We start from the raw sequence: 17,531 nt of genomic DNA, 5'->3' as shown, positions 1-17,531 counted from the left end.
TCGATCACAATTGGTGTTGTGGTGAGCCGGTTCAGTATCGCTCCAGGAGGGCGAAGTTGAGTTGCACTGGTTTCACCCGCATGAACGTATCTCAGTAGAGAGGCTACAATCGCCCGCATGACGGTCTACGGGTACGTCCGGCACACAGGGTCGCCCCGTGCGCATGCGTATAACGACCAATACACGACCGAGATGGATCGTCGAGGTTGTGTCGGTGTGTTCGAGGAAATCGGAGTGACCCCGCGCGAGATGCCAGGGCCCGCGTTCAAACGCCTTGTCGAGCGGGTGGAGCGCGGGGACACGGTGTTGACCCCGAGTCTTGACAGGCTCACCCGAGACCCGGAGCACCTTCGGTTCATCGTCGGTTCGCTGCAAGATCTTGGGGTTGAGGTCGAGGCATTAGTTGGCTAAATCCCAGAAACGCCAAAAAGCCCCGCCCGGCTATCTGTCGGGCGAGGGCTTACTTTGTATCAGTCGGTGAGCCAGGAGTTAGCGAGAGCCGCCGGGGGAGTGCCTTCGGGGGCCTGCGCGGGCTAGTCCGAGTCGACGACCGGTACCTGCGACAAGGGTTCGGGACCGTGCTGGCGACCGCCGCGCTGGAGCGCGGCCAGGGCTACCGATGGTCGACCACGGCGATCACCGACACTGCGGCGGCGGGAGCGTTTTGGGCAGCACAGCAACTGCCGGACGGCATGACACTCGGCGCTCCAGAACGGTGCACTCACATGCTCGAAGCATCAGAATTCGCGTGATCGAGCACTGTTCCAGCCCGCGCTAACGACAGGCGGAGCCGACAACGCTGAGGGAATTGCGCGCCGCGGAGCCGCAGCGGACGTGGGCAGCCAACACCATGGAACCGGCGACACCGGCCTACGCGCGGTCCCTGCGCCAACGCTCGCGGCCGACATCCAGATCGGTTGTCGACGTGGACAGAGAGTCGAGATGTGGATGCTGCCGCGATCAGCGGGGCGCAGGCAGCTGCGCGAGCGCTCTGGTGATTTCGGTGACGAGGTGCTCTGGGTGCACCCCCAGCGCCACCTGCGCGGTCAGGAAGTCCCTGACCTAGTGTACCGCGGATCCTCCCGGACCACTCCGAGCAGTAACTGCACGGCCGTGACCTGGGTCGCGAGTGGCTGCCCGGGTTCGATCCGCGCGGACGCCCCCGCGAACAGTTCGGCAAGTTCAGCCTCAGTCATGCGGGGAGCCCTTCTGTCGCCGTGCGGCAGCCATTGTCACCGCTCCCATCGTCGCGTACCTGATTGGCAGGGCATGTATCGGTCCACGCACGTCGTCGTGTTCTGCTGGTCTGGACGAGTTCACCGGTCCGGTGTGTCCGTGCGCTCGAGCGCGTACCCGATCTCGTACAGGCGGCCTGGCAACGCAGTCTCGTTGACCTCGCAGATCCGTCCATCCGGGCTGCGGGCGATCCGCTGCAGTCGCAGCATCGGTGCACTGGGTGGGAGGGCCCACAGTTCGCGCTCGCGCGCGGACGGCGGGCGGGCGCCGACTCGCTCCTCCATGTCCAGCTCCGCCTGCAGGTGCTCCTCCATCCGGTCGAGGATCCCGCCCGGCCCAGTCTCGGCTTCCGCGATGACAGGGAGTTCCTCGACCAGCCACGGTGGCAGGTAGCTGAGGGAGACGTGGTGCACCTGACGGGTGTCGGGGTCGCCCATCACGCGATCGCGGATGACCACCGGTTGACCCGGTGTGGTCCCCAGTAGCACGGCGAGATCGGCTGGGGGTGGCGCTGTCCGGACCTGCGGCTCACGAACAGCGACCCAGGACTGTGCCGCCAGGTCGAAGAAGTATCCCCGCTCGTCGCGGAAGATTTTGCGCTCCCGCACGATCACCTCGCGCACGGGCGCGGTCGTCACCACTGTGCCGCCACCCACCCCGCGCCTCGTCTCGACCAGGCCGTCCGCGATCAACTCCCGCACCGCACGCTGGACTGTCTCTTTCGACGCGTCGAACTGGCGGGTGAGCTGGCTGAGCGGAGGCAGCATGTCACCCGGCTGGTACATGCCGTCGACAATCGAGTCCCGCAGCTCCGCCGCGATCGCCTCGTACGCCGGCTTCTTGACCACCACACCAGCCCCTCAACACCGCCGGAACAAAGTCCTAGGACTATTGCGCATCCAAGCTTCGCATGCAATTCTCAAAGTCCTAGGACTTTGAATCTGCGCTGGTATCCGGTCGGTACCTCGCACCACGTCGTGTACCACGTCCAGCAGGGGAGCCAGTCGTGTCCACCATCGTGTTGCCCAGCAAGCGGTCGTCCACAGTCGTCCTGTTCCACCGAACCGGTGACCGGCGCAGCAGCTCCCGGAATCGGCCGCGAGCCACCGCGGCCGGGGCACCCGCCGCGGAGTGGACCGACCACGAACTGCTGCATTCCGTGCGCCACGGAAAGACCGCCACGAGCGCGGCCGCCTTCGGCGTCCTGTATGCGCGGCATCGGGCCTCGGCGCACCATCTGGCCGGGCAGCTGGCCTTCTCGGAACACGATGCCCACGACCTGGTCTCCGAGGCCTTCCTCAGGGTGTTCGACATCCTGCAGGGTGGGGATCGCGGTCCCGAGGACGCCAAGTTTCGCGCGTACCTGCTCACGACCTTGCGGCATATCGCCTACGACAAGACACGCCGGGACCGCAGGGTCACCTTCACCGAGGATGTCGAGACCACCGCGATCGACTCGGGCCACCCGGGCACGATCGCCCAGCCGTTCCGGGACACCGCTCTGGCCGATTTGGAGCGCTTGCTCGCCGCGCGCGCGTTCGTCCGCCTCACGCAGCGGCACCAGGAAGTGCTGTGGCACCTCGAAGTCGAGCAGCTGACACCCCTCCAGATCGCCCCAGTGATGGGACTGACCCCGAACGGGGTGTCCGCCCTGGCCTGCCGGGCGCGTGAGCGCCTGCGACAGGCATACCTTCAGATGCACGTGCCCGAGCCTGACGAGCGTTCGCGAGGCTGTCTCGCGACGGCGGGAAAGCTGGGCGCATGGGTCCGGGACGGGCTGGGGAGGCGGGAGGACATGCGCGTCGGTCATCACGTGACGGAGTGCGTGGCTTGCGGCGCCGTTGTCGCCGAGCTGCGCCAGGAAATTCCAGCCTGAGCCAGAGATTCCGGCCTGAGCCAGGCTGAACCACGGTGCCCTCGGCGTCCTTGCCAGTGTAGGGAGGGTGTTTGGCATGGTGAGCGGCAGATCAGCGTCGGCGCTGTATCGCTCGCGCCGGGCGGGGACGAGGGCGTAGCCGGGCACGCAGCTGACTCGGGTGGCCAGGTGATGGTCCTGTTCGCTAAGGGCGTGGGTTTGGGGCGGGCACACCCGGCTGGCGGTGAACGGCGTCGTCCAGGCCGGGCGCCGCGCAGCGGATCGGCAGGTATCGGGTTGCACGGGCGAGGGCGACGGCTATCGATAACCCGCTTCGGAGGCGCTCGCGAGCAGGAGCCACCCCAGCTCGCTTGGCCGTGGCACTGCGTGAACGACTTGGAAAGCATCAGCTTGACGGTCGGGAGGCCGCCGGATCAGGCGGACTTCCCGTGGCGTGTGAAGACGTCGGCGAAGAATTGCTCTGCTCCCAACGCTCGCACGAACTTGTACATCAGCCTGCTCACCACAGGCCCTGGGGCTTCCTGCAGCTCACCTGTCCCGGCTGACGTTCCTTGCACGTATCGGCTTGCGCTGTATCGCAGAAGCTGGTCGGGCTCACCCAAAGACGGTGTGCTGTTGTGGACGAGCCCGTTGAGGTTGGTCAATCCGACAGCGATCTCCCACTGACCCCGGTATCCGAACGTGGTTCCGACCCCGCCGGCGAGGTCGACCAGGGCGCGGACCAGTCCGACGGCTTCTGCGGTGTAGACGAAGCGCTGTCTGACATCCCGTGCGAAACCGATAGCGGTGGTACCGACCAGTGCCGAGGCGAACAGCGCGATGGAGCCGCTGTCGGAGATTTCCAGGTCGGCCTGGGCGCGGTTTTTGCCGACGGCGTCCGGGGAGAGGATGCGGGAGTGCAGGTCGTATGTGTGCCAACCGCGCCCGGCCGCCCGTGGTTGGTTGTACTGGTGAAGGGGTTGCAGCCAACTTTCTGTATGGGGGGTCATCGCGGCGCGGGTGACGAGGCTTTGAAGTTCCTTGCTCATCAGGTGCGGGGTGAGTAGTTCCGGAGGGCTGGCGATGGGGTGGGCGACCGCGTACAGGCGGACGTCCTGGTCGCGGTCGTCCTCGATGGGGTCGCGGGCGATCTCGGCGGCGATCAGCTGCTCGGCGGTGACCTGGCGGGCAGCCCGGATCGCGAACAGGCGCTCCACGGCTGCATCGTTCAGCCGGTGCTTGGTCTTGTCGCCTCGGCCGTGATACTGGCCGTCGACCATGTGCGGTGCCAGCGGACTCGGCGGTATCTCGATCACCAAATAGCCGTTCTCCATGTCTTCCGGAGACACGGGGATCGGATGGCATTGCACGAACAGGGGCGGGTCACAGCGCTGGTGCAGGATCTGCTCGACGGTTTCCGCCAGCCCTGACAGTCGTGTCGGCGCCAGGGTGAGCTTCCCGGTCGGCCTGTCTTCGTCCACGCCGATCAGGAGCACTCCGCCGTCGTTGGCGAACGAGGCCGCGTCCCGGGCGAGTTCGATCTTGTCGTGTTTGTCGTGGTTGAGCTGGCGCTTGATGTCGAGCCAGTGCCGTTCCTCCAGCGCGCCGTTGTCGATGGCGTGCTGGATATCGGCGGGGGTGCTCGGCCGCCATCGTTGGATGGCTGGTCCGAGGTAGAGGTGTGGTGGCTGGCTCATCGCTTCATCGTCCTCGGGTTCGGTAACTGGCCGGGCTGCCACTCGGATCAGTGCCAGGTGGCTCACGCCCAGGCTCTGTCATATCCGGGCGAGGTGGCATGGGTGGTGGGCTGTCGTTGCGGGACGGGTGTCGCTGATCTCCGTCCATGCCGAACGTGGTGGGAGGGGGCCCGGCGTCGTGTGGCGCCGGGCGTCTCCGGTTGCTGTTTAGGGTTTTCCGAGGCGGATCGGGCCGAGGTCGACAGCAGCGTTGAGCAGCCACATCCCGCCGATGATGACGGTCAGGATGATCACCAGCCGGACCGTAGCTCCCCAGGAGCCGAGGATCCGTCCGGCGAGCCGGACCAGGGATCGCCGTTCGTCGCTGCGGTCAACGGTCGTGGCGTTCGGCGCGGATGATTCCGCCCCCTGTTCGTCGTCGCGCACAGGCGACGTTCTGTCGTTGCGCGATGGCAACTCGTCTCGCGCACCACCTATCGTCATGTGTGTTCCGTTCTCGTGTTCCTGCTGCGGAGGCAAGACACCCTCGACGGAACCTGTAAGGGGCGGCCTCTCGTGCCAGAGAGGCCGCCCCGGTTCGCGATCGGTGGCGCTCGTCAAAGACGTTAGAAGGACCGGCTGTGCCAGGACCACTGGCAGGCGACAGTCGGTCGGATCGGCGAGGTGAGTTGAGGTAGCCCTGACCAGCAGGGCCGAATCGGGAAGTCCTTCCAGCGGGACAACCGGCCACGACGGCGACCTAGGGGCCACAGATCGGGACAGCTGGACGTCGCGACCTTACGATTACGCTGCGCCGCAGCTGGCAGGATTCGGCCCAAGGTGAGGGCGCCCATCGCGGATAGCTCTGGCCGACGATCGACGGACGTCAGGTTCTAGCCGGAGGGCGGTCAGGCGACCGGCCAGGGGAGGCCGTGGCCGGTGATGATCTGTCCGGCAAGGTCGTGGAAGGCGTCGCGGGCGTGGTCGCCGGTGACGCGGCGGCCGAGGAGGCGTTCGGCGAGTTCGTCGACCGGCCAGGTGACCAGCTGGCCGTGTCGGCCGAGCAGTAAACCGACCCGCCGGATCCGGTACAGGTCGGCGGTGTCCAGCCACGCGTACAGCAGTACTTGCCAGAGCCAGCGTCCGACTTTGCTGGTGTCGCGGACGCTGACGACGGTCTTGACGTCGAGCAGTGTCCCGCCGCGGGCGTCGATGCCGTGGACGGGGTCGATCGCGCCGAGGAGGAGGTCGGCGTCGGCCCAGTGCGGCACGATGGTCGGGCCGGCGATCCCGAGCGGTGTGCCGGGTGCGGGGTTGCCGGCGAGCTTCCGGAGCTCCCACAGGGTTCCGCGGTCATGCAGCAGCCGCGCGAGGGCGACGAGTTCGTCGACCTGGCGCTGCTCGACCAGACCGCGCAGTTGGTCGACGGTCGGGCGCCCGGCGTCGAAAAGCCTGGCCAGCCGGTCGTCGATGAACCCGCTGCGGTAGACGTCTTCGCAGACGGTCAGCAGCCAGCACAGGCGGGCCAGTCCGGCTTCGGCGCCGGGGGAGCCGAGTGTCCCGGTCGGGGCGTGGCGTGCCAGGTAGGTGCGGCCGCGTTCGAGGAAGTCCGCCCATGCCGCCTCGGCGGCCGGGTTGCCAGGCAGGCGCGGTTCGACAGGCCCGCCGAGGTCCAGCCAGGACGCGGCGGCGGGGCGCAGGTGCAGCGCTCGGGCGCGGTGGTCGCCGGTGAGGCCGCGGTGGCTGGGATAGCGCGCTGCCTGATCGTGCGCCCACGCCGGGGACGCCCACTTGGCCTGGATCAGCCCGAGCAGCGCATAGTACGGCGGTGCGGGCTGCACGAGGTCCGCGACACGTTGCCCGAACGCTCCGCCGACTTCCGCCCACCACCGAGCCGGAACCTGCGCGGATGGCCGGATAGGGCGGATCTCCCGCACCGCGGTCGCGATCTGCTCGACCACCGACGCCGTCCCGGCGAACGTTCGCACGCACCACGCGGCGAGCGGGCTTCGGGGGCTGGCGAGTTCACTGGTCAGGGACACGACGTGACCACCGCACGTCGGGTCGCAGGGCACGGCACGGACGCGACGGCCACGGCACGGAGCGCGCCGCGGCCAGTCCGCCCGCTGCGGACGTTACGACAGCCCTCCACGTGTGCCATGCCCGAAACAACGTTCATGCCCACCGTTTATCACGCCGGTCCGACATTCGGGGGAACACGAACATCGCGGCGTTCCTGGCCGACGGGTGCAAGCCGGGCGGCCGACGTCTCCAATCAGTAATTGCGTTCGCTCTGGTGACAGTCAGCTCGTGGACGACCGGGCTCGGTGCTGGTCGATGAGTTCGCGCCGCACTGCCGCCGGCGACGCTGCTTCCGACCGAGTCTCCGGAGGACGGCGCCGTGCTGCCGGCGTCGTTCGTCGGTATCGGGATTGGCGTTGTCTCGGCCGCGACACGGGGCTACGAGAGCTTCACACACCGGCCCGTACACGCGACTCGGCATGAACGTCTGGGTCCGGTCACGAGGGTGCGGTACGGTCGGCAAGGCTGCCGCACGTCGCTGCCGGCTTCCGAGATGTCCCCTTCCCACGCAAGGGCGCGGACGTCGACGAGGACAAGGGTCGATACCCGCCCAGGGGCGAGGTTGGGGACTCACGTGCAGCTCGACATCCTCCGGACAGCGGTCGATCGTGCCGGTCGGATGGCGTGGGCTCCGGCCGTGGAGAGGCGATCATGACCAAGAACGCCGGCAGCAAGCGCCGCCATCGCGTGAAGGCCCGTGGAGGCGACGATTCCTACAGTCACGTCCGCAATCAGCGCCGCGGCCCGTGGCGCGAGAACGATGCGGACAGCGCCGGGCACGTCGGCGGGTTCCGGACGGGCCTGGCGCGGAAAGACCTCGAGCGTGGCCTGGGCATGGCTGAGAAGGACTTCCGCTCGACCGACCCTTACCGCCGGGCCGAGGCTTATGCCCTCGCCTCCCGCTTGTATGACGAGCTGGCCAGGCATACCGACGATCCGACCTGGAAGAACGCCGCGCGCATGGCCGGGCAGCGCTACGCGATCGAAGCCGCCCGTATCCGCTGGCAGCACCGCATCCCCACCATCACCCCCGGAACACAGGTGGCGCTGCTCGGTTTGGGCCTGTGCCACTCGTGTGGGCGCCCGTGGCAGGCCGGGCTGGAAGGCTCCTGCCCGGTCTGCCCGCGAGTGCGGCACGGCGCGACACCGGTATCGGTCGAGGAGGCCGAGCGGTTCGGGCCAGGCACTGACGTCGACCTCGTGGTACTCCTCGACGCGCGGCCGCACCGCAGCGAGGATGACTGACCGGGCCTCGTCCTCCGGCTGGGCCTTCCGCTCAGCGATGCACGAGTCGGGGCCGCCGCGGGCATGAAGGTGTGTGACGAGCAGATGACAGGGAGAGGAGATGTCATCGTGGGAACTCCGGGCGGATTGGGCGCGAAGTCATCCGACTTGGTCTGGTATGCCAGCTATGGCTCGAACATGAACGCCGCCCGGTTCGGCTGCTATCTCGCCGGCGGAATTCCGGACGGCGGCACCCGGCTCTATCCGGGGTGCCGCGATACGCGGCCGCCGGTGGACACACGCGGCTGTGAACTGCCCGGCGGGATCTACTTCGCGACCATGTCGCCGGTGTGGGGCGGCGGCCGCGCGTTCTACGATCCCAGGCTGCCCGGCGCGGCGTTCGCACGCGCCTACCTGATCACCTCGGGGCAGTTCGCCGACGTCGTGGCTCAGGAGATGTACCGCGAGCCCGGTGACGACCTCGATCTCTCCTCGGTCCTGGCGAACGGTGTGGCCGCCCTCGGCCCCGGCCGCTACGAGACCCTGCTACGCGCCGGCAGCCTCGACGGGTATCCCGTTCTGACCTTCACCGCCCCGTGGTCCGCCGCCGAGGTCGCCCCTGTCGCGCCGTCCGCGGCATACCTGCGGATGCTCGCCACCGGACTGTGCGACGCCCACGGCTGGACCCTGGCCAGGGCAGTCGAATACCTCACCGAGCTCTCCGGCGCGCACGGTACCTGGACCCCGCAGGCCCTTCGGGCTGCGCTCGGCCAGCACGACACCCCGGCGACCACGCCGACCGCCCTGCCGAGCTGAGCGCCGGGCACGCGCTCGCAGTTTCGTCACGGACCCGGCGCAGAGAGCGACCGCACGCGAGCATCGCCAACCGGGTTTCCCGGATCGCATTCACCTGCATGACCGTGGTCGCACGTAGCGGCAGCACCGTCGACGGGGTAGACCACGTGGTCGCGCGGGGCCCGCCTCGCGGATCGCGAACGCATTCGCAAAACCGGCGGTTGCGTCCCTGTGTCGGAGCCATATCCATTGAGGCCTCCCGGTGGCGGACCCCGAACCTGCGCTCCGGTCCGTGTGCCGGCCTGACCGGCGGTGACGTGAGTCGAGTCACTCGCGGAATCCGCCGAAGCGCGTTAGCGCAGAATCGGACACCTCGGATACCCGATTCGGAAACGCTGCGGCGGATCGTCGGGACACGCAAACGGTGATACTGCGGAATGGGACAGTCTGCTGGAAGCGGCAATTGCATGCGGATGCATTGAATTGCGCGGACGCAACGCGCTTTCATCAAGATGGCAAATTCGGTATGATTGCGTCTGCGCAACTGAACGGCCGCCGAGTGCTACAGACACTCGTACGGCCGCCCAGTCGCACCGACGAGGGCTACCGTCTACCTGCGCGCCCACCTGGCGACTACCCGGAGTCCGATTGCCGCGAGCCTGGCAGCCTTGGCTGTCAGGCTCGCGCCGTCGTGCAGGAGCTCCACCGACGTGGCTCCTGCCTCCAAAAACGTCGCCAGAGCCTCACAACTCCGCGCATACCGCTTCTGGACCCGACGGTCCTCGTCGTCGGCACCTCGACTACCCATCCATCACTCCCGGTTCCCGACCGGACAGGGCCGCCCCGCCGGCTGCGGAGCTGGTCACCCCGCACCGGCGCCGCGCACGGGAGTCGCCCGGAGCGGGTCGGCAGAGATGGTCAAGCAGAGAGTGCCTGCGGGAAGAATACCGCAAAACTCGACGAGCGGACCATTCTTCCGATAGATAAGCGGCACTGGTAAATGTCCATACTGATCGGCCTTTTTCCTGTTCTAGCCTGCGCAAATGTCACAGAAAGGCCAGTTGTTACCGCCTGGTAGGTTCCGGGACCCCGAAGTGTTGGGACGGTCTCCCCAGTCGGGTTTGGCCGCCGCGCGGACATCCGCCGTCGTCGCGACGTCGGCCGCAGAGACCGGCGCGGGCGCTGGACCCACGTGGACGAGTACGTGCGGTACAGGGCGAGACCTGGCCAGTGCCGCCATTCGAGGGCTGTGGAAGCGGAGCGCCAACGGCGAGCTCCGCGGGCAGACGGATCCGCGCACGCGGGACTCAAGCGGCGTTAGGCGGGGGCGAGGTGGAGAACTCGGCGAGATCGTGCTGATGACACTGGATGTGCCGCTGATAGGGCTGAGGCCAGATCTCGTCCGGCAGCCACGCCGGTGTAGTGGGCGCGCTGACGGTGGTGTCCTCGTCCGCGATCGCCGCGTCCAGCGCGCGTCGGCGGTGCTGCCACACCTCGACGAGCGTCTCAAGGGACACAGCGTCGGAGTACGCCGCACTGACGATCTCCGCTGCCCAGGCATGCAGCAGCGGCTGCACCACATCGGGTGCGGGCTCCGGTGCTGCTGGCCTGGTCATACTGGAGGTATCGCTGAACTGTCACGAAACGCAACAAAGATGTGGAACCTCACGCCGGTGCAGGCGTGATCGGCCCTCCTTGTGCCGTAGCTGTGTGCGGCGGTCGACCGTCGCAGCGGCTGGTGAAGCCGTGTGCGACACGTCGCTGGCGCTACCCGCTCCTAACGGACGGCGATGGCACGATCAGGGACGCTACGGGTCCCGCGCACAGGAAGTCACGTCAGTCCGATGAGTCAGCCAGTTGCCGAACCCAGCCCGGTACCGGGCATCATCGCCGCCGAGTTGCAGAGCACTGCGCGGGGCCGTGGTGGGGGATGGTCGGGTCAGATCCGCTCGTGGCCGGGCAAGGTCGTCCCGGGCAACGACCAGCAGATCACCGCGGCGATCCTGACGCTGATCGGGAACGCTCGCTGGCCGCGGGACCAGGCCCGGGAGCTGACCGCGTTGTTCACGCCGCTGTATCGGGCGGGCTGGTGTAACGAGGCGATCGTGCGGATGCTGGACACCGACCCGGACGGAACCCGGCAGCCGCCGTGGCTGGTCGATCGCGACACACCGACGATCGGACCACTGAAGATCTACCTCGCCCGGCGGCTGCACGCCTGGATCCCGGCCGATCCCGGCGAGCAGGACGACACACGCGACATCACCCGCCTCCCCGCTGATCTGCCTGATCCGCCCGTCGCGGGAACCACGTTCCGATCGTGGGCCGAGCGGATGCACCTCGTCTACGGGGACGCGGAACGCCGGTCACCCGTCGCACCTGCGGCAGTCGGTTCCGGGCCGGATCGGCGGCACGGCCGCGGTGGGCAGGCGACTCCGCTGGAGCGGCGGCGGGAGGCAGTGCGGCGACGGCAGCGCGCGCTGGGCGCGTTGTGGGAGCGTGGCGAACGCGAACGGTATGAGAACGATCCGGCCATCACCGCAGACACCGCGCTGCTGCTCGACCCCGGTGTCTACGACGCGGTGGTGATCGTGGCACGTACGGGCGACCGTGCGCAGATCGCGCGACTTCGCCGTGCGGTCCGGCTCGCCCGCCTCGACGCCGCCGCCCAGCCCGGGCAGGACGTCGGCGCGGGCAGGGCCGCGGAGATCAGGCAGCTGGCCCAGACCATCACCCGGCGCGACGGAAGCGCGATCCCGCTGGGAAGCCTGGCGCTGCTCCTGGCCGATATGGCATAGCCCTTGCCGGTGACGGCACGAAGTCGTGGGTCTTCGGCGGCTGACGTTACCCGTCGTTGTCGACGTCCTTCCGGTTCGAGATGCTTCGCGCGGCGTCGACGGTCGTCGGGATGGCGGCGCCCAGCGAGGTGACGTTCTCGGGAAGCGTCTCCACGATGTCGTGCATGGTGTCTCCCGGCTGACGTTGTCCGGTACGTCGCCGATCGGGAAGCTCCTGTCGTCGACGCGGCCGCGACGTAGCTGTCAACCGCGAGCTGCCCGTGTTCGCGGCGGGCGCCAGGCGGGGGAAGGTCGTGGTCGGACAACCTGAGCCCGTCCGCGCTTCGCCCCTTCTCCTCGAAGGAGGTGGGGCGCGACGCCATGACCGCGATCGCCGCACCTAGGTTCGCCCCGCCTGGCCGTCTCAGTCTTCCCGGCGACTCGTCGCGCCGTCGTGGGGGGCCCTCCAATGGAGCACCCCTACCCACGGGCGGCAGACCCTGCCTGCGAGGGGAGGCGCTTTCGCGCTCGCGCAGCCGGGCCGTGGGAATGAGGGCACTGGCGGGTTGCGGTTCCGCATCGTCGGCGACGCGGACGAGCCGTGCGGCGTGTCCCGCCGACTCAACCATGGCCAGTTCGGCCGGGGTTCGGGCGTACGGCCGGGCTTTGTCGCCGTTGTCTCCGCACCAGCGAGCAGATGCGTGCCGAGCTCGCAGAGGACGTCACGTCGCGTCCCCATCTTCGCGCAAGGCACCGAGCCATGCGTCGGGATTCGTTCCTGGCAGGACATGTCGGATGCCGCCACGAGGATCGGCTACATCTCCTTCATGGCGGGGGATGAGATGGATGTGCAGGTGGTCGATCGTCCTGCCCGCCGCCTTCCCCTCGTTCACGCCGATGGTGTAGCCGTCTGGGTGGTACTGGTGGTCGATCATCTGCCGTGCTTGCCTGATCAGGTCATACATTTCCACGTGTTCGCTTGCGGTAAGAGCGAAGTAGGACTCGACGTGTCTCTTCGGGACGATTTCGACATGTCCTCGGGCAGAGGGGTAGTTGTCCAGGCGCACGTAGGCCTCCTGCCCTTCTATCAGGAGTTCGTTGATCGAGGAATCATGGAACTGGCAGAAGAGGCAGCCGGCGGCCGGACTGTCCTTCACCGACTCCGGCTGCGTCGCCTCGGCTTCCTCACCCGAGATGTCCGGACGCGATGTGCCGCTGAGGCTTGCTCGGATCGTCCGGTCTGAACGTCGTGTCATGTCGCCGATTCACCTGTCTTGTGTCCAGTGTGGATGGTCGGGGTCTGGATCGGAGGATGGGTGGCCGTTGTGGCCTGCTCGACCCCCTGGCTGCGGCAGAACATCGTCACGCGGTCGATGACCTGCTGGGCGGTGAGGTCGCTGGTGTCGATCACGACCGCGTCCCTGGCTGGGGTGAGCGGCGCGACCGTGCGGGTCATGTCGGCGTGGTCCCGGCGCTGGATGTCCTGCAGGACCTTCTCGTAGGTTTGGCCGGGTTCTTGCCGGACGCGCCGGTGAGCGCGGACGGCGGGTATGGCGGTCAGGTAGACCTTGACGCGGGCCGCCGGGAACAGTGCTGTGCCGATGTCGCGTCCTTCGATGATGCAGCGGGGATGCCGGGCGGCCCAGTGGTGGATGAGCGCGGCGACGTGCCGCCGTACGCCCGGTATCCGGGCCACCACGGGGACGAGCGTTGTGACGCCCGGGGAGCGGAGCGCCCGGGTGGTGTATCGGGGCGAGGCCAGGACTGAGCCGGTGCCACCGGCCGTGCATAGTTCGTCGCATAGGTTCTCGATCGCGCCCGGGTCGTCGACGGGCACGTCCCGGTGCAACGCCTCGAAGGCGATGACGCGGAAGGCGCTGCCGCTCTCGAGATAGTCGAGGCCGAACGCGCGTGCCAGGGCGCGACTGGTGGTGGTCTTGCCGGCGGCGGCCGGACCGTCGACCGCGATGACCGTGCCTGGTGCGGTGTCGTGCATGGTTCTCCTTCGGGGTGTGCCGAACCCGGCGGTCGCCGATGCCGGGCGGCGTGGTGATGCGCACGTGGGTGCGCTTCGTTGGTGTCGCCGGAGTGAGGTGAAGTCGTCGCGTGCGGTGCCTGGGAGCCGGGCGTTGGGCGCAGTCCCTGGGCGAACCGGGCTCCATGACGGCGGTGCGCCGGTTGGCTCTACCGGTAGTCGCGTGCAGGTGGCGTGGCGGGCAGGCACTCTCGCTGTGGTCCGGCGTCGTCGATGTGGCGTTCCCACCGTGCGAACAGGGTTGTGGCGCGATGGCGAGCAGGGTCGTTGCTCGTCACGGCCGGTGGGCCAGTCGGCGGTGAAGGCTGCGACGGGCCGGTTCATCGGCTGCGCGCAGACGGTGCAGACGCCACCGGGCGTGTCAACGCGGGTTGACTCTCCGGTCGGTGGCGGGTGGTAACTTTCCGCAGGTGGGACGGTTCGGCGCCGGCTGATACGGGAGACGGCGGCCGAATGTGTCGGGCAAAGGTTGAGCCACCGTTCCCGGGCCGCGGTGTCGATGGAGTGCGCGGTCCGGGCGGGCTCCCCACGGAGGCGGCACGGCAGTCTTCGGGGCGGTCGTCCGCGGACTGGTAGCGCGGCGGAACGTTCACGTTCGGCTCGGTCGGCAGATCGGTGCCGTCGGCTCTGCAGCGCTGCAGGAACTCGAGCAGCTCGGTGTCGGTCATCGGGTCGTGCCTCCGTCGGGTTCGTGTTCGTGCAGCGCCCAATCAGCCGAACCGTGTCCGGCGATGTGGTGCCGGTGACGAGGTCTGGCTTCATCGAGGTAGGCCGCCGCGAGGTGTCCGGCTCGACGCGCCCGGCGTCGACGTGACGATCCGGCTGGGTGGTCTCATGGGTGCTGCTCACTGTCGAGGGTGGTGTGTCCTGGTAGGAGCGGTCCTTCGAAGAGGCGTGTGGGTCTGAGGTTGACCCAGACCACCTTGTCGACCGGCCACGAGAGTCGCGTGCGGGCGGTGACGAGCACGACGCGCACGCCGAGCGCGATCCCGCGAAGCGGGGAGAGCATGATCAGTCCTTTCCTGGGCGGGTCTCGGTGCCTGGTGTCGTGGTGGGCGTGTTGCGGTAGAGCGGTCCGAACGGCCGACCGGCCTGGTCGGGGTCGGTGTTGAACGATCGACCAGGCCGGTCGGTGTCGCCCTGTTGCTCCGGCTCCGGCACCGGTGGATAGATACGCTCGAACTTGGTCCGTGAACGGCGCTCGGCGTCGACGATGTACCAGGTCAGAATCCCGCCGGCGATCACGACCAGGACGACGCAGACGGCCACTAGCACGACGACGATCGTGAACACCAAATCGAGCAGAGTCATCCGTCCTGGCCCTCACCGATGACGAACGCGGAGGCGATGTGGGCCGACCAGGTGTGAGGCCGGGCACGATGCCTTCCCGAACGAGATTCCGGGCCGACGGCGGCAGCACAAACAGACCCGGTGTGATCACCCGGTCGTCCTGCGCGCACCGTCTCCGCGATCGCGTCGCCGCGTACCTGGGGCTCCTCGTCGTTCATGCGGCGACGCCTGCCTGATCACTATCCACAAAGGACAACTCAGGGAACTGAAGCCTGAATGAGAAGCGTTTGTGGCTGTTGATGGGTTCCTCGGGCTCGTGGATGAGCACACTGTCCGGCACGAGCATCGCTGCAGCGCGCGGATTGAGCACGGCGGCGTCGATCTGGGTGGGCGGCCGCCCGTTCGGGGCGGGAAAGTTGGTGGGCGTGTAGTCGTTCGCGAGTTCGCCGACGTGGCTGAACCCGACGCCGCCGACACGGCGGCCGGGCTTTCTCCGTCGCCACGCGTACCGCCAGTCGCGGCGACCCGGTCGCCAGCGGCCGCAGAGGTAGTCCAGCGCGCGCGTGTCAAAAGGATGGTCGCCGGGCACCGGAATGCCGTCGGGGAACAGCATGCGCGGCGCATAGTGGCAGAGCTCGTCGAAATGCTCGGGGTAGGTGTCAGGTTCGAATCGTGGTCCGGACGGGTGGCCGAACCAATCACCGAGGACGACGGTCGGTGTCGCCGCCTGGGCGCCGTAGGGACGGAACGGTGTCACGTCGTGCCGGCGCTGATCGCCGTCGGGGTGCCCGTGGAAGCCGAAAAGGTTGAACATCTGGTCAGGACTGTCGCGCGGGGACAGCAGGGCCCGGTTGCGGTTGCGTGCGAGGAAGCCGGGTTCCCGCCCGCTGTGCCATTCGTGCTTGTGGACTTTCGCCGCGTCGTACAGCAGCGCGGGCGGGATCTCACCCCAGTCGTTCGGGAGGCTGCCGGGGCGGATCACGTAGCTGCGGTCACGGAAGGTGGTGTTCAGCGCCATCTCGGCCTGGCCGGTTCCCTTACCGCCGAAGAAACGCCAGAAGTTCGCCTCACCGATGATTCCCGCGTCGGGTGTGCGGCCATCGGCGCCCAGCAGTTCCACCAGGGCGTCCATGACGTAGACCGCGGATTGATCATGCTCCGCGCCGCCGAGGTCGAAGTTGACGTACGTGAGATCCAGCATCAGCATGGTTCGGTTTTTCCCTTGTCAGGTAGGGGGATGCGGTCACCGCGGCGTGAACGGTCAGGGTGAGCGGCTCGTGTGCTGCGGCCTGTGATGGCAGCCGGTGGTCATGGTGAGCACCGCGTTGCGGAAGGCGTCGAACCTCAGGATCGCGCCGCCGTCGTCGTCGACCAGGGTGATCAGGTAGTTGCACCGGCTGGTCCGACGTCACACCACCGCGGTGGAAACCCTGCGCGGAGGCCATCGCTGGGACCAGGTCGCCCACGACGGTCCATTGTTGATGCGTGAGGTTGTCTGACGCGGTATACCACGGCGGCAGAGGTCACGTGCTCGCCGCCGATGGCGGTGAATTCCGGGCACAGCTTGTGGGCGGGGAGTTCTCACGCATCCCGGCGCCGCCGTCGCACGGCTCCAGTGCAGCCGTGCGGAGCGCGTCCCGCAGGGCGTTGAGGACGTGTTCGTAGCGGGCGACGGCGCTGCCGATGTTCGGGCGCTGGCGCGGGATCGCCAGTTCCTGTTCCTCGACAGTGGCTGTGTCCCGCGTAGTCCCGGGGACGACGTGCGGTGAGGAGCAGGCCGTGACGAGTGCCGCCGCGGTAGGCAGCAAACAGCCCGCGATCACCGCCGTTACACGCGGTAGATACGGGTGGGGCATCTATTCCGCTCCCTCACTGAGACGGGGGACCACGTGCAGACTGGCCGGTTCGTCCGGGACCAGCGGGGCAAGCCGGCAGGGCTGGTTCGGTGTGTTCTCGTGGCCGCACGCGCCGAAGAGCAGGCAGTGGGAGACCTCGTGCGGGGAGACCAAGCGGGCCTGGTCTTCCAGGTCGCGCAGCACCGTGGTGAAGATCGGAGCGTGCACGCCGATGTGGAGTGGGACGCTGCGGTGGCGGTCGCAGCCGATCACCGTCCCGCAGGAGGTGAAGTAGGCGAACCAGTACCCGTCGCGGCGGACGAGTTCCACTTCGAGTTCCTGCAGGTCGTTGTCCAGCGCCGGGACGCGACGATCGTCGCAGTCGAGTCCACTGTGGAAGCTTGCGGGATAGTCGAGAATCGCGGTGGTGCAGGAATCTCGGTCGATGATCCGCCAGCCGCGTCGGCCGAGGTAGGCGACCAGCGGGTCGACGGTTCCGACGTCAGGGGGCGGCTGCCGGCGGCGGGTGTTGAGGCCGGTGTCGACGATGGCCCGGATCCGGGTGTGCATAGTGTGGAACATGGGTGTGGCCTTCGTGATGGAGTGGGGAGCCGGCTGTGGTTCGGTGCTGGCCGGACAGATTTCCAGGCTGTGGCGCGGACTCCGCGACGTCAGCCGCAGCTGTCAGTCCGCTGGTCTCGATGACCACGCGGCACCACGGCAGGT

The 17,531-nt window shown here is 68.0% G+C and carries 18 protein-coding genes; 6 read left to right on the top strand and 12 right to left on the bottom strand.

Features of this window, described 5'->3' with window-relative positions:
• Positions 1-117: 117 nt before the first annotated feature.
• Positions 118-411 (top strand): recombinase family protein, encoded by a 294-nt coding sequence (locus AC069I_RS19215; RefSeq protein ID WP_478266089.1) that lies wholly within the window; start codon positions 118-120, stop codon positions 409-411.
• A 167-nt stretch (positions 412-578) separates the two neighbouring features.
• On the top strand, positions 579-752 hold the full coding sequence (locus AC069I_RS19210; RefSeq protein WP_478266088.1) for a hypothetical protein: 174 nt from the start codon (positions 579-581) through the stop codon (positions 750-752).
• Positions 753-1,316: 564 nt separating this feature from the next.
• On the opposite strand, the gene AC069I_RS19205 is transcribed toward AC069I_RS19210, so the two are convergent.
• Positions 1,317-2,087: a GntR family transcriptional regulator gene (locus tag AC069I_RS19205; protein ID WP_478266087.1), complete on the bottom strand. Its 771-nt coding sequence runs from the start codon at positions 2,085-2,087 to the stop codon at positions 1,317-1,319.
• Positions 2,088-2,242: 155 nt separating this feature from the next.
• Here AC069I_RS19205 and AC069I_RS19200 point away from each other — a divergent pair, with 155 nt between their 5' ends.
• Positions 2,243-3,112 (top strand): RNA polymerase sigma factor, encoded by an 870-nt coding sequence (locus tag AC069I_RS19200; protein WP_478266086.1) that lies wholly within the window; start codon positions 2,243-2,245, stop codon positions 3,110-3,112.
• A 413-nt stretch (positions 3,113-3,525) separates the two neighbouring features.
• Here the strand turns inward: AC069I_RS19200 and AC069I_RS19195 are convergent, their stop codons facing one another.
• The 3 genes from AC069I_RS19195 to AC069I_RS19185 all read right to left on the bottom strand — a co-directional run bounded on the left by AC069I_RS19195 (position 3,526) and on the right by AC069I_RS19185 (position 6,809).
• The gene (locus AC069I_RS19195; protein ID WP_478266085.1) at positions 3,526-4,854 is read right to left on the bottom strand and encodes an AlbA family DNA-binding domain-containing protein; all 1,329 of its coding nucleotides are present in this window, start codon (positions 4,852-4,854) and stop codon (positions 3,526-3,528) included.
• A gap of 141 nt (positions 4,855-4,995) precedes the next feature.
• Complete coding sequence (locus AC069I_RS19190; protein ID WP_478266084.1) at positions 4,996-5,271, bottom strand: hypothetical protein; 276 nt, start codon at positions 5,269-5,271, stop codon at positions 4,996-4,998.
• Between the two features lie 404 nt (positions 5,272-5,675).
• A complete protein-coding gene (locus AC069I_RS19185) occupies positions 5,676-6,809 on the bottom strand; it encodes a hypothetical protein (protein WP_478266083.1) in 1,134 nt (377 codons plus the stop codon).
• Positions 6,810-7,500: 691 nt separating this feature from the next.
• On the opposite strand from AC069I_RS19185, the gene AC069I_RS19180 reads away from it, so the two are divergent.
• Both AC069I_RS19180 and AC069I_RS19175 read left to right on the top strand, forming a co-directional pair.
• On the top strand, positions 7,501-8,094 hold the full coding sequence (locus AC069I_RS19180) for a hypothetical protein (protein WP_478266082.1): 594 nt from the start codon (positions 7,501-7,503) through the stop codon (positions 8,092-8,094).
• A 177-nt stretch (positions 8,095-8,271) separates the two neighbouring features.
• Complete coding sequence (locus AC069I_RS19175; protein ID WP_478266081.1) at positions 8,272-8,889, top strand: histone deacetylase; 618 nt, start codon at positions 8,272-8,274, stop codon at positions 8,887-8,889.
• Positions 8,890-10,175: 1,286 nt separating this feature from the next.
• On the opposite strand, the gene AC069I_RS19170 is transcribed toward AC069I_RS19175, so the two are convergent.
• Complete coding sequence (locus AC069I_RS19170; protein WP_478266080.1) at positions 10,176-10,484, bottom strand: hypothetical protein; 309 nt, start codon at positions 10,482-10,484, stop codon at positions 10,176-10,178.
• A 228-nt stretch (positions 10,485-10,712) separates the two neighbouring features.
• Between AC069I_RS19170 and AC069I_RS19165 the strand changes: the two genes are divergently transcribed.
• On the top strand, positions 10,713-11,666 hold the full coding sequence (locus tag AC069I_RS19165; protein WP_478266079.1) for a hypothetical protein: 954 nt from the start codon (positions 10,713-10,715) through the stop codon (positions 11,664-11,666).
• 701 nt (positions 11,667-12,367) lie between these two features.
• Here AC069I_RS19165 and AC069I_RS19160 read toward each other — a convergent pair.
• The 7 genes from AC069I_RS19160 to AC069I_RS19130 all read right to left on the bottom strand — a co-directional run bounded on the left by AC069I_RS19160 (position 12,368) and on the right by AC069I_RS19130 (position 17,375).
• The gene (locus AC069I_RS19160; protein WP_478266078.1) at positions 12,368-12,901 is read right to left on the bottom strand and encodes an HIT family protein; all 534 of its coding nucleotides are present in this window, start codon (positions 12,899-12,901) and stop codon (positions 12,368-12,370) included.
• The gene (gene cmk / locus AC069I_RS19155; RefSeq protein ID WP_478266077.1) at positions 12,898-13,641 is read right to left on the bottom strand and encodes a (d)CMP kinase; all 744 of its coding nucleotides are present in this window, start codon (positions 13,639-13,641) and stop codon (positions 12,898-12,900) included. The genes AC069I_RS19160 and cmk overlap by 4 nt, the downstream gene beginning before the upstream one ends.
• 871 nt (positions 13,642-14,512) lie before the next feature.
• Positions 14,513-14,689, bottom strand: a complete 177-nt coding sequence (locus tag AC069I_RS19150) for a hypothetical protein (RefSeq protein ID WP_478266076.1) — start codon at positions 14,687-14,689, stop codon at positions 14,513-14,515.
• A gap of 2 nt (positions 14,690-14,691) precedes the next feature.
• Positions 14,692-14,991 (bottom strand): hypothetical protein, encoded by a 300-nt coding sequence (locus AC069I_RS19145; RefSeq protein WP_478266075.1) that lies wholly within the window; start codon positions 14,989-14,991, stop codon positions 14,692-14,694.
• A 193-nt stretch (positions 14,992-15,184) separates the two neighbouring features.
• Complete coding sequence (locus tag AC069I_RS19140; protein ID WP_478266074.1) at positions 15,185-16,177, bottom strand: hypothetical protein; 993 nt, start codon at positions 16,175-16,177, stop codon at positions 15,185-15,187.
• Between the two features lie 316 nt (positions 16,178-16,493).
• Positions 16,494-16,826: a hypothetical protein gene (locus AC069I_RS19135; protein WP_478266073.1), complete on the bottom strand. Its 333-nt coding sequence runs from the start codon at positions 16,824-16,826 to the stop codon at positions 16,494-16,496.
• The gene (locus tag AC069I_RS19130; protein ID WP_478266072.1) at positions 16,827-17,375 is read right to left on the bottom strand and encodes a hypothetical protein; all 549 of its coding nucleotides are present in this window, start codon (positions 17,373-17,375) and stop codon (positions 16,827-16,829) included.
• Between the last annotated feature and the right edge of the window lie 156 nt (positions 17,376-17,531).

Source organism: Amycolatopsis sp. NPDC043885, from assembly GCF_056435685.1.
The sequence above is the reverse complement of the archived record's forward strand: the minus strand, read 5'-3'. Positions and strand labels throughout refer to the sequence as shown.

Coding starts and splice junctions, on each gene's coding strand:
- AC069I_RS19145 (WP_478266075.1), bottom strand. CDS start 14,991: ATGACTCTGCTCGATTTGGTGTTCACGATCGTCGTCGTGCTAGTGGCC.
- AC069I_RS19140 (WP_478266074.1), bottom strand. CDS start 16,177: ATGCTGATGCTGGATCTCACGTACGTCAACTTCGACCTCGGCGGCGCG.
- AC069I_RS19160 (WP_478266078.1), bottom strand. CDS start 12,901: ATGACACGACGTTCAGACCGGACGATCCGAGCAAGCCTCAGCGGCACA.
- AC069I_RS19175 (WP_478266081.1), top strand. CDS start 8,272: ATGAACGCCGCCCGGTTCGGCTGCTATCTCGCCGGCGGAATTCCGGAC.
- AC069I_RS19180 (WP_478266082.1), top strand. CDS start 7,501: ATGACCAAGAACGCCGGCAGCAAGCGCCGCCATCGCGTGAAGGCCCGT.
- AC069I_RS19190 (WP_478266084.1), bottom strand. CDS start 5,271: ATGACGATAGGTGGTGCGCGAGACGAGTTGCCATCGCGCAACGACAGA.
- AC069I_RS19215 (WP_478266089.1), top strand. CDS start 118: ATGACGGTCTACGGGTACGTCCGGCACACAGGGTCGCCCCGTGCGCAT.
- AC069I_RS19150 (WP_478266076.1), bottom strand. CDS start 14,689: ATGCTCTCCCCGCTTCGCGGGATCGCGCTCGGCGTGCGCGTCGTGCTC.
- AC069I_RS19170 (WP_478266080.1), bottom strand. CDS start 10,484: ATGACCAGGCCAGCAGCACCGGAGCCCGCACCCGATGTGGTGCAGCCG.
- AC069I_RS19130 (WP_478266072.1), bottom strand. CDS start 17,375: ATGCACACCCGGATCCGGGCCATCGTCGACACCGGCCTCAACACCCGC.
- cmk (WP_478266077.1), bottom strand. CDS start 13,641: ATGCACGACACCGCACCAGGCACGGTCATCGCGGTCGACGGTCCGGCC.
- AC069I_RS19165 (WP_478266079.1), top strand. CDS start 10,713: ATGAGTCAGCCAGTTGCCGAACCCAGCCCGGTACCGGGCATCATCGCC.
- AC069I_RS19135 (WP_478266073.1), bottom strand. CDS start 16,826: ATGCCCCACCCGTATCTACCGCGTGTAACGGCGGTGATCGCGGGCTGT.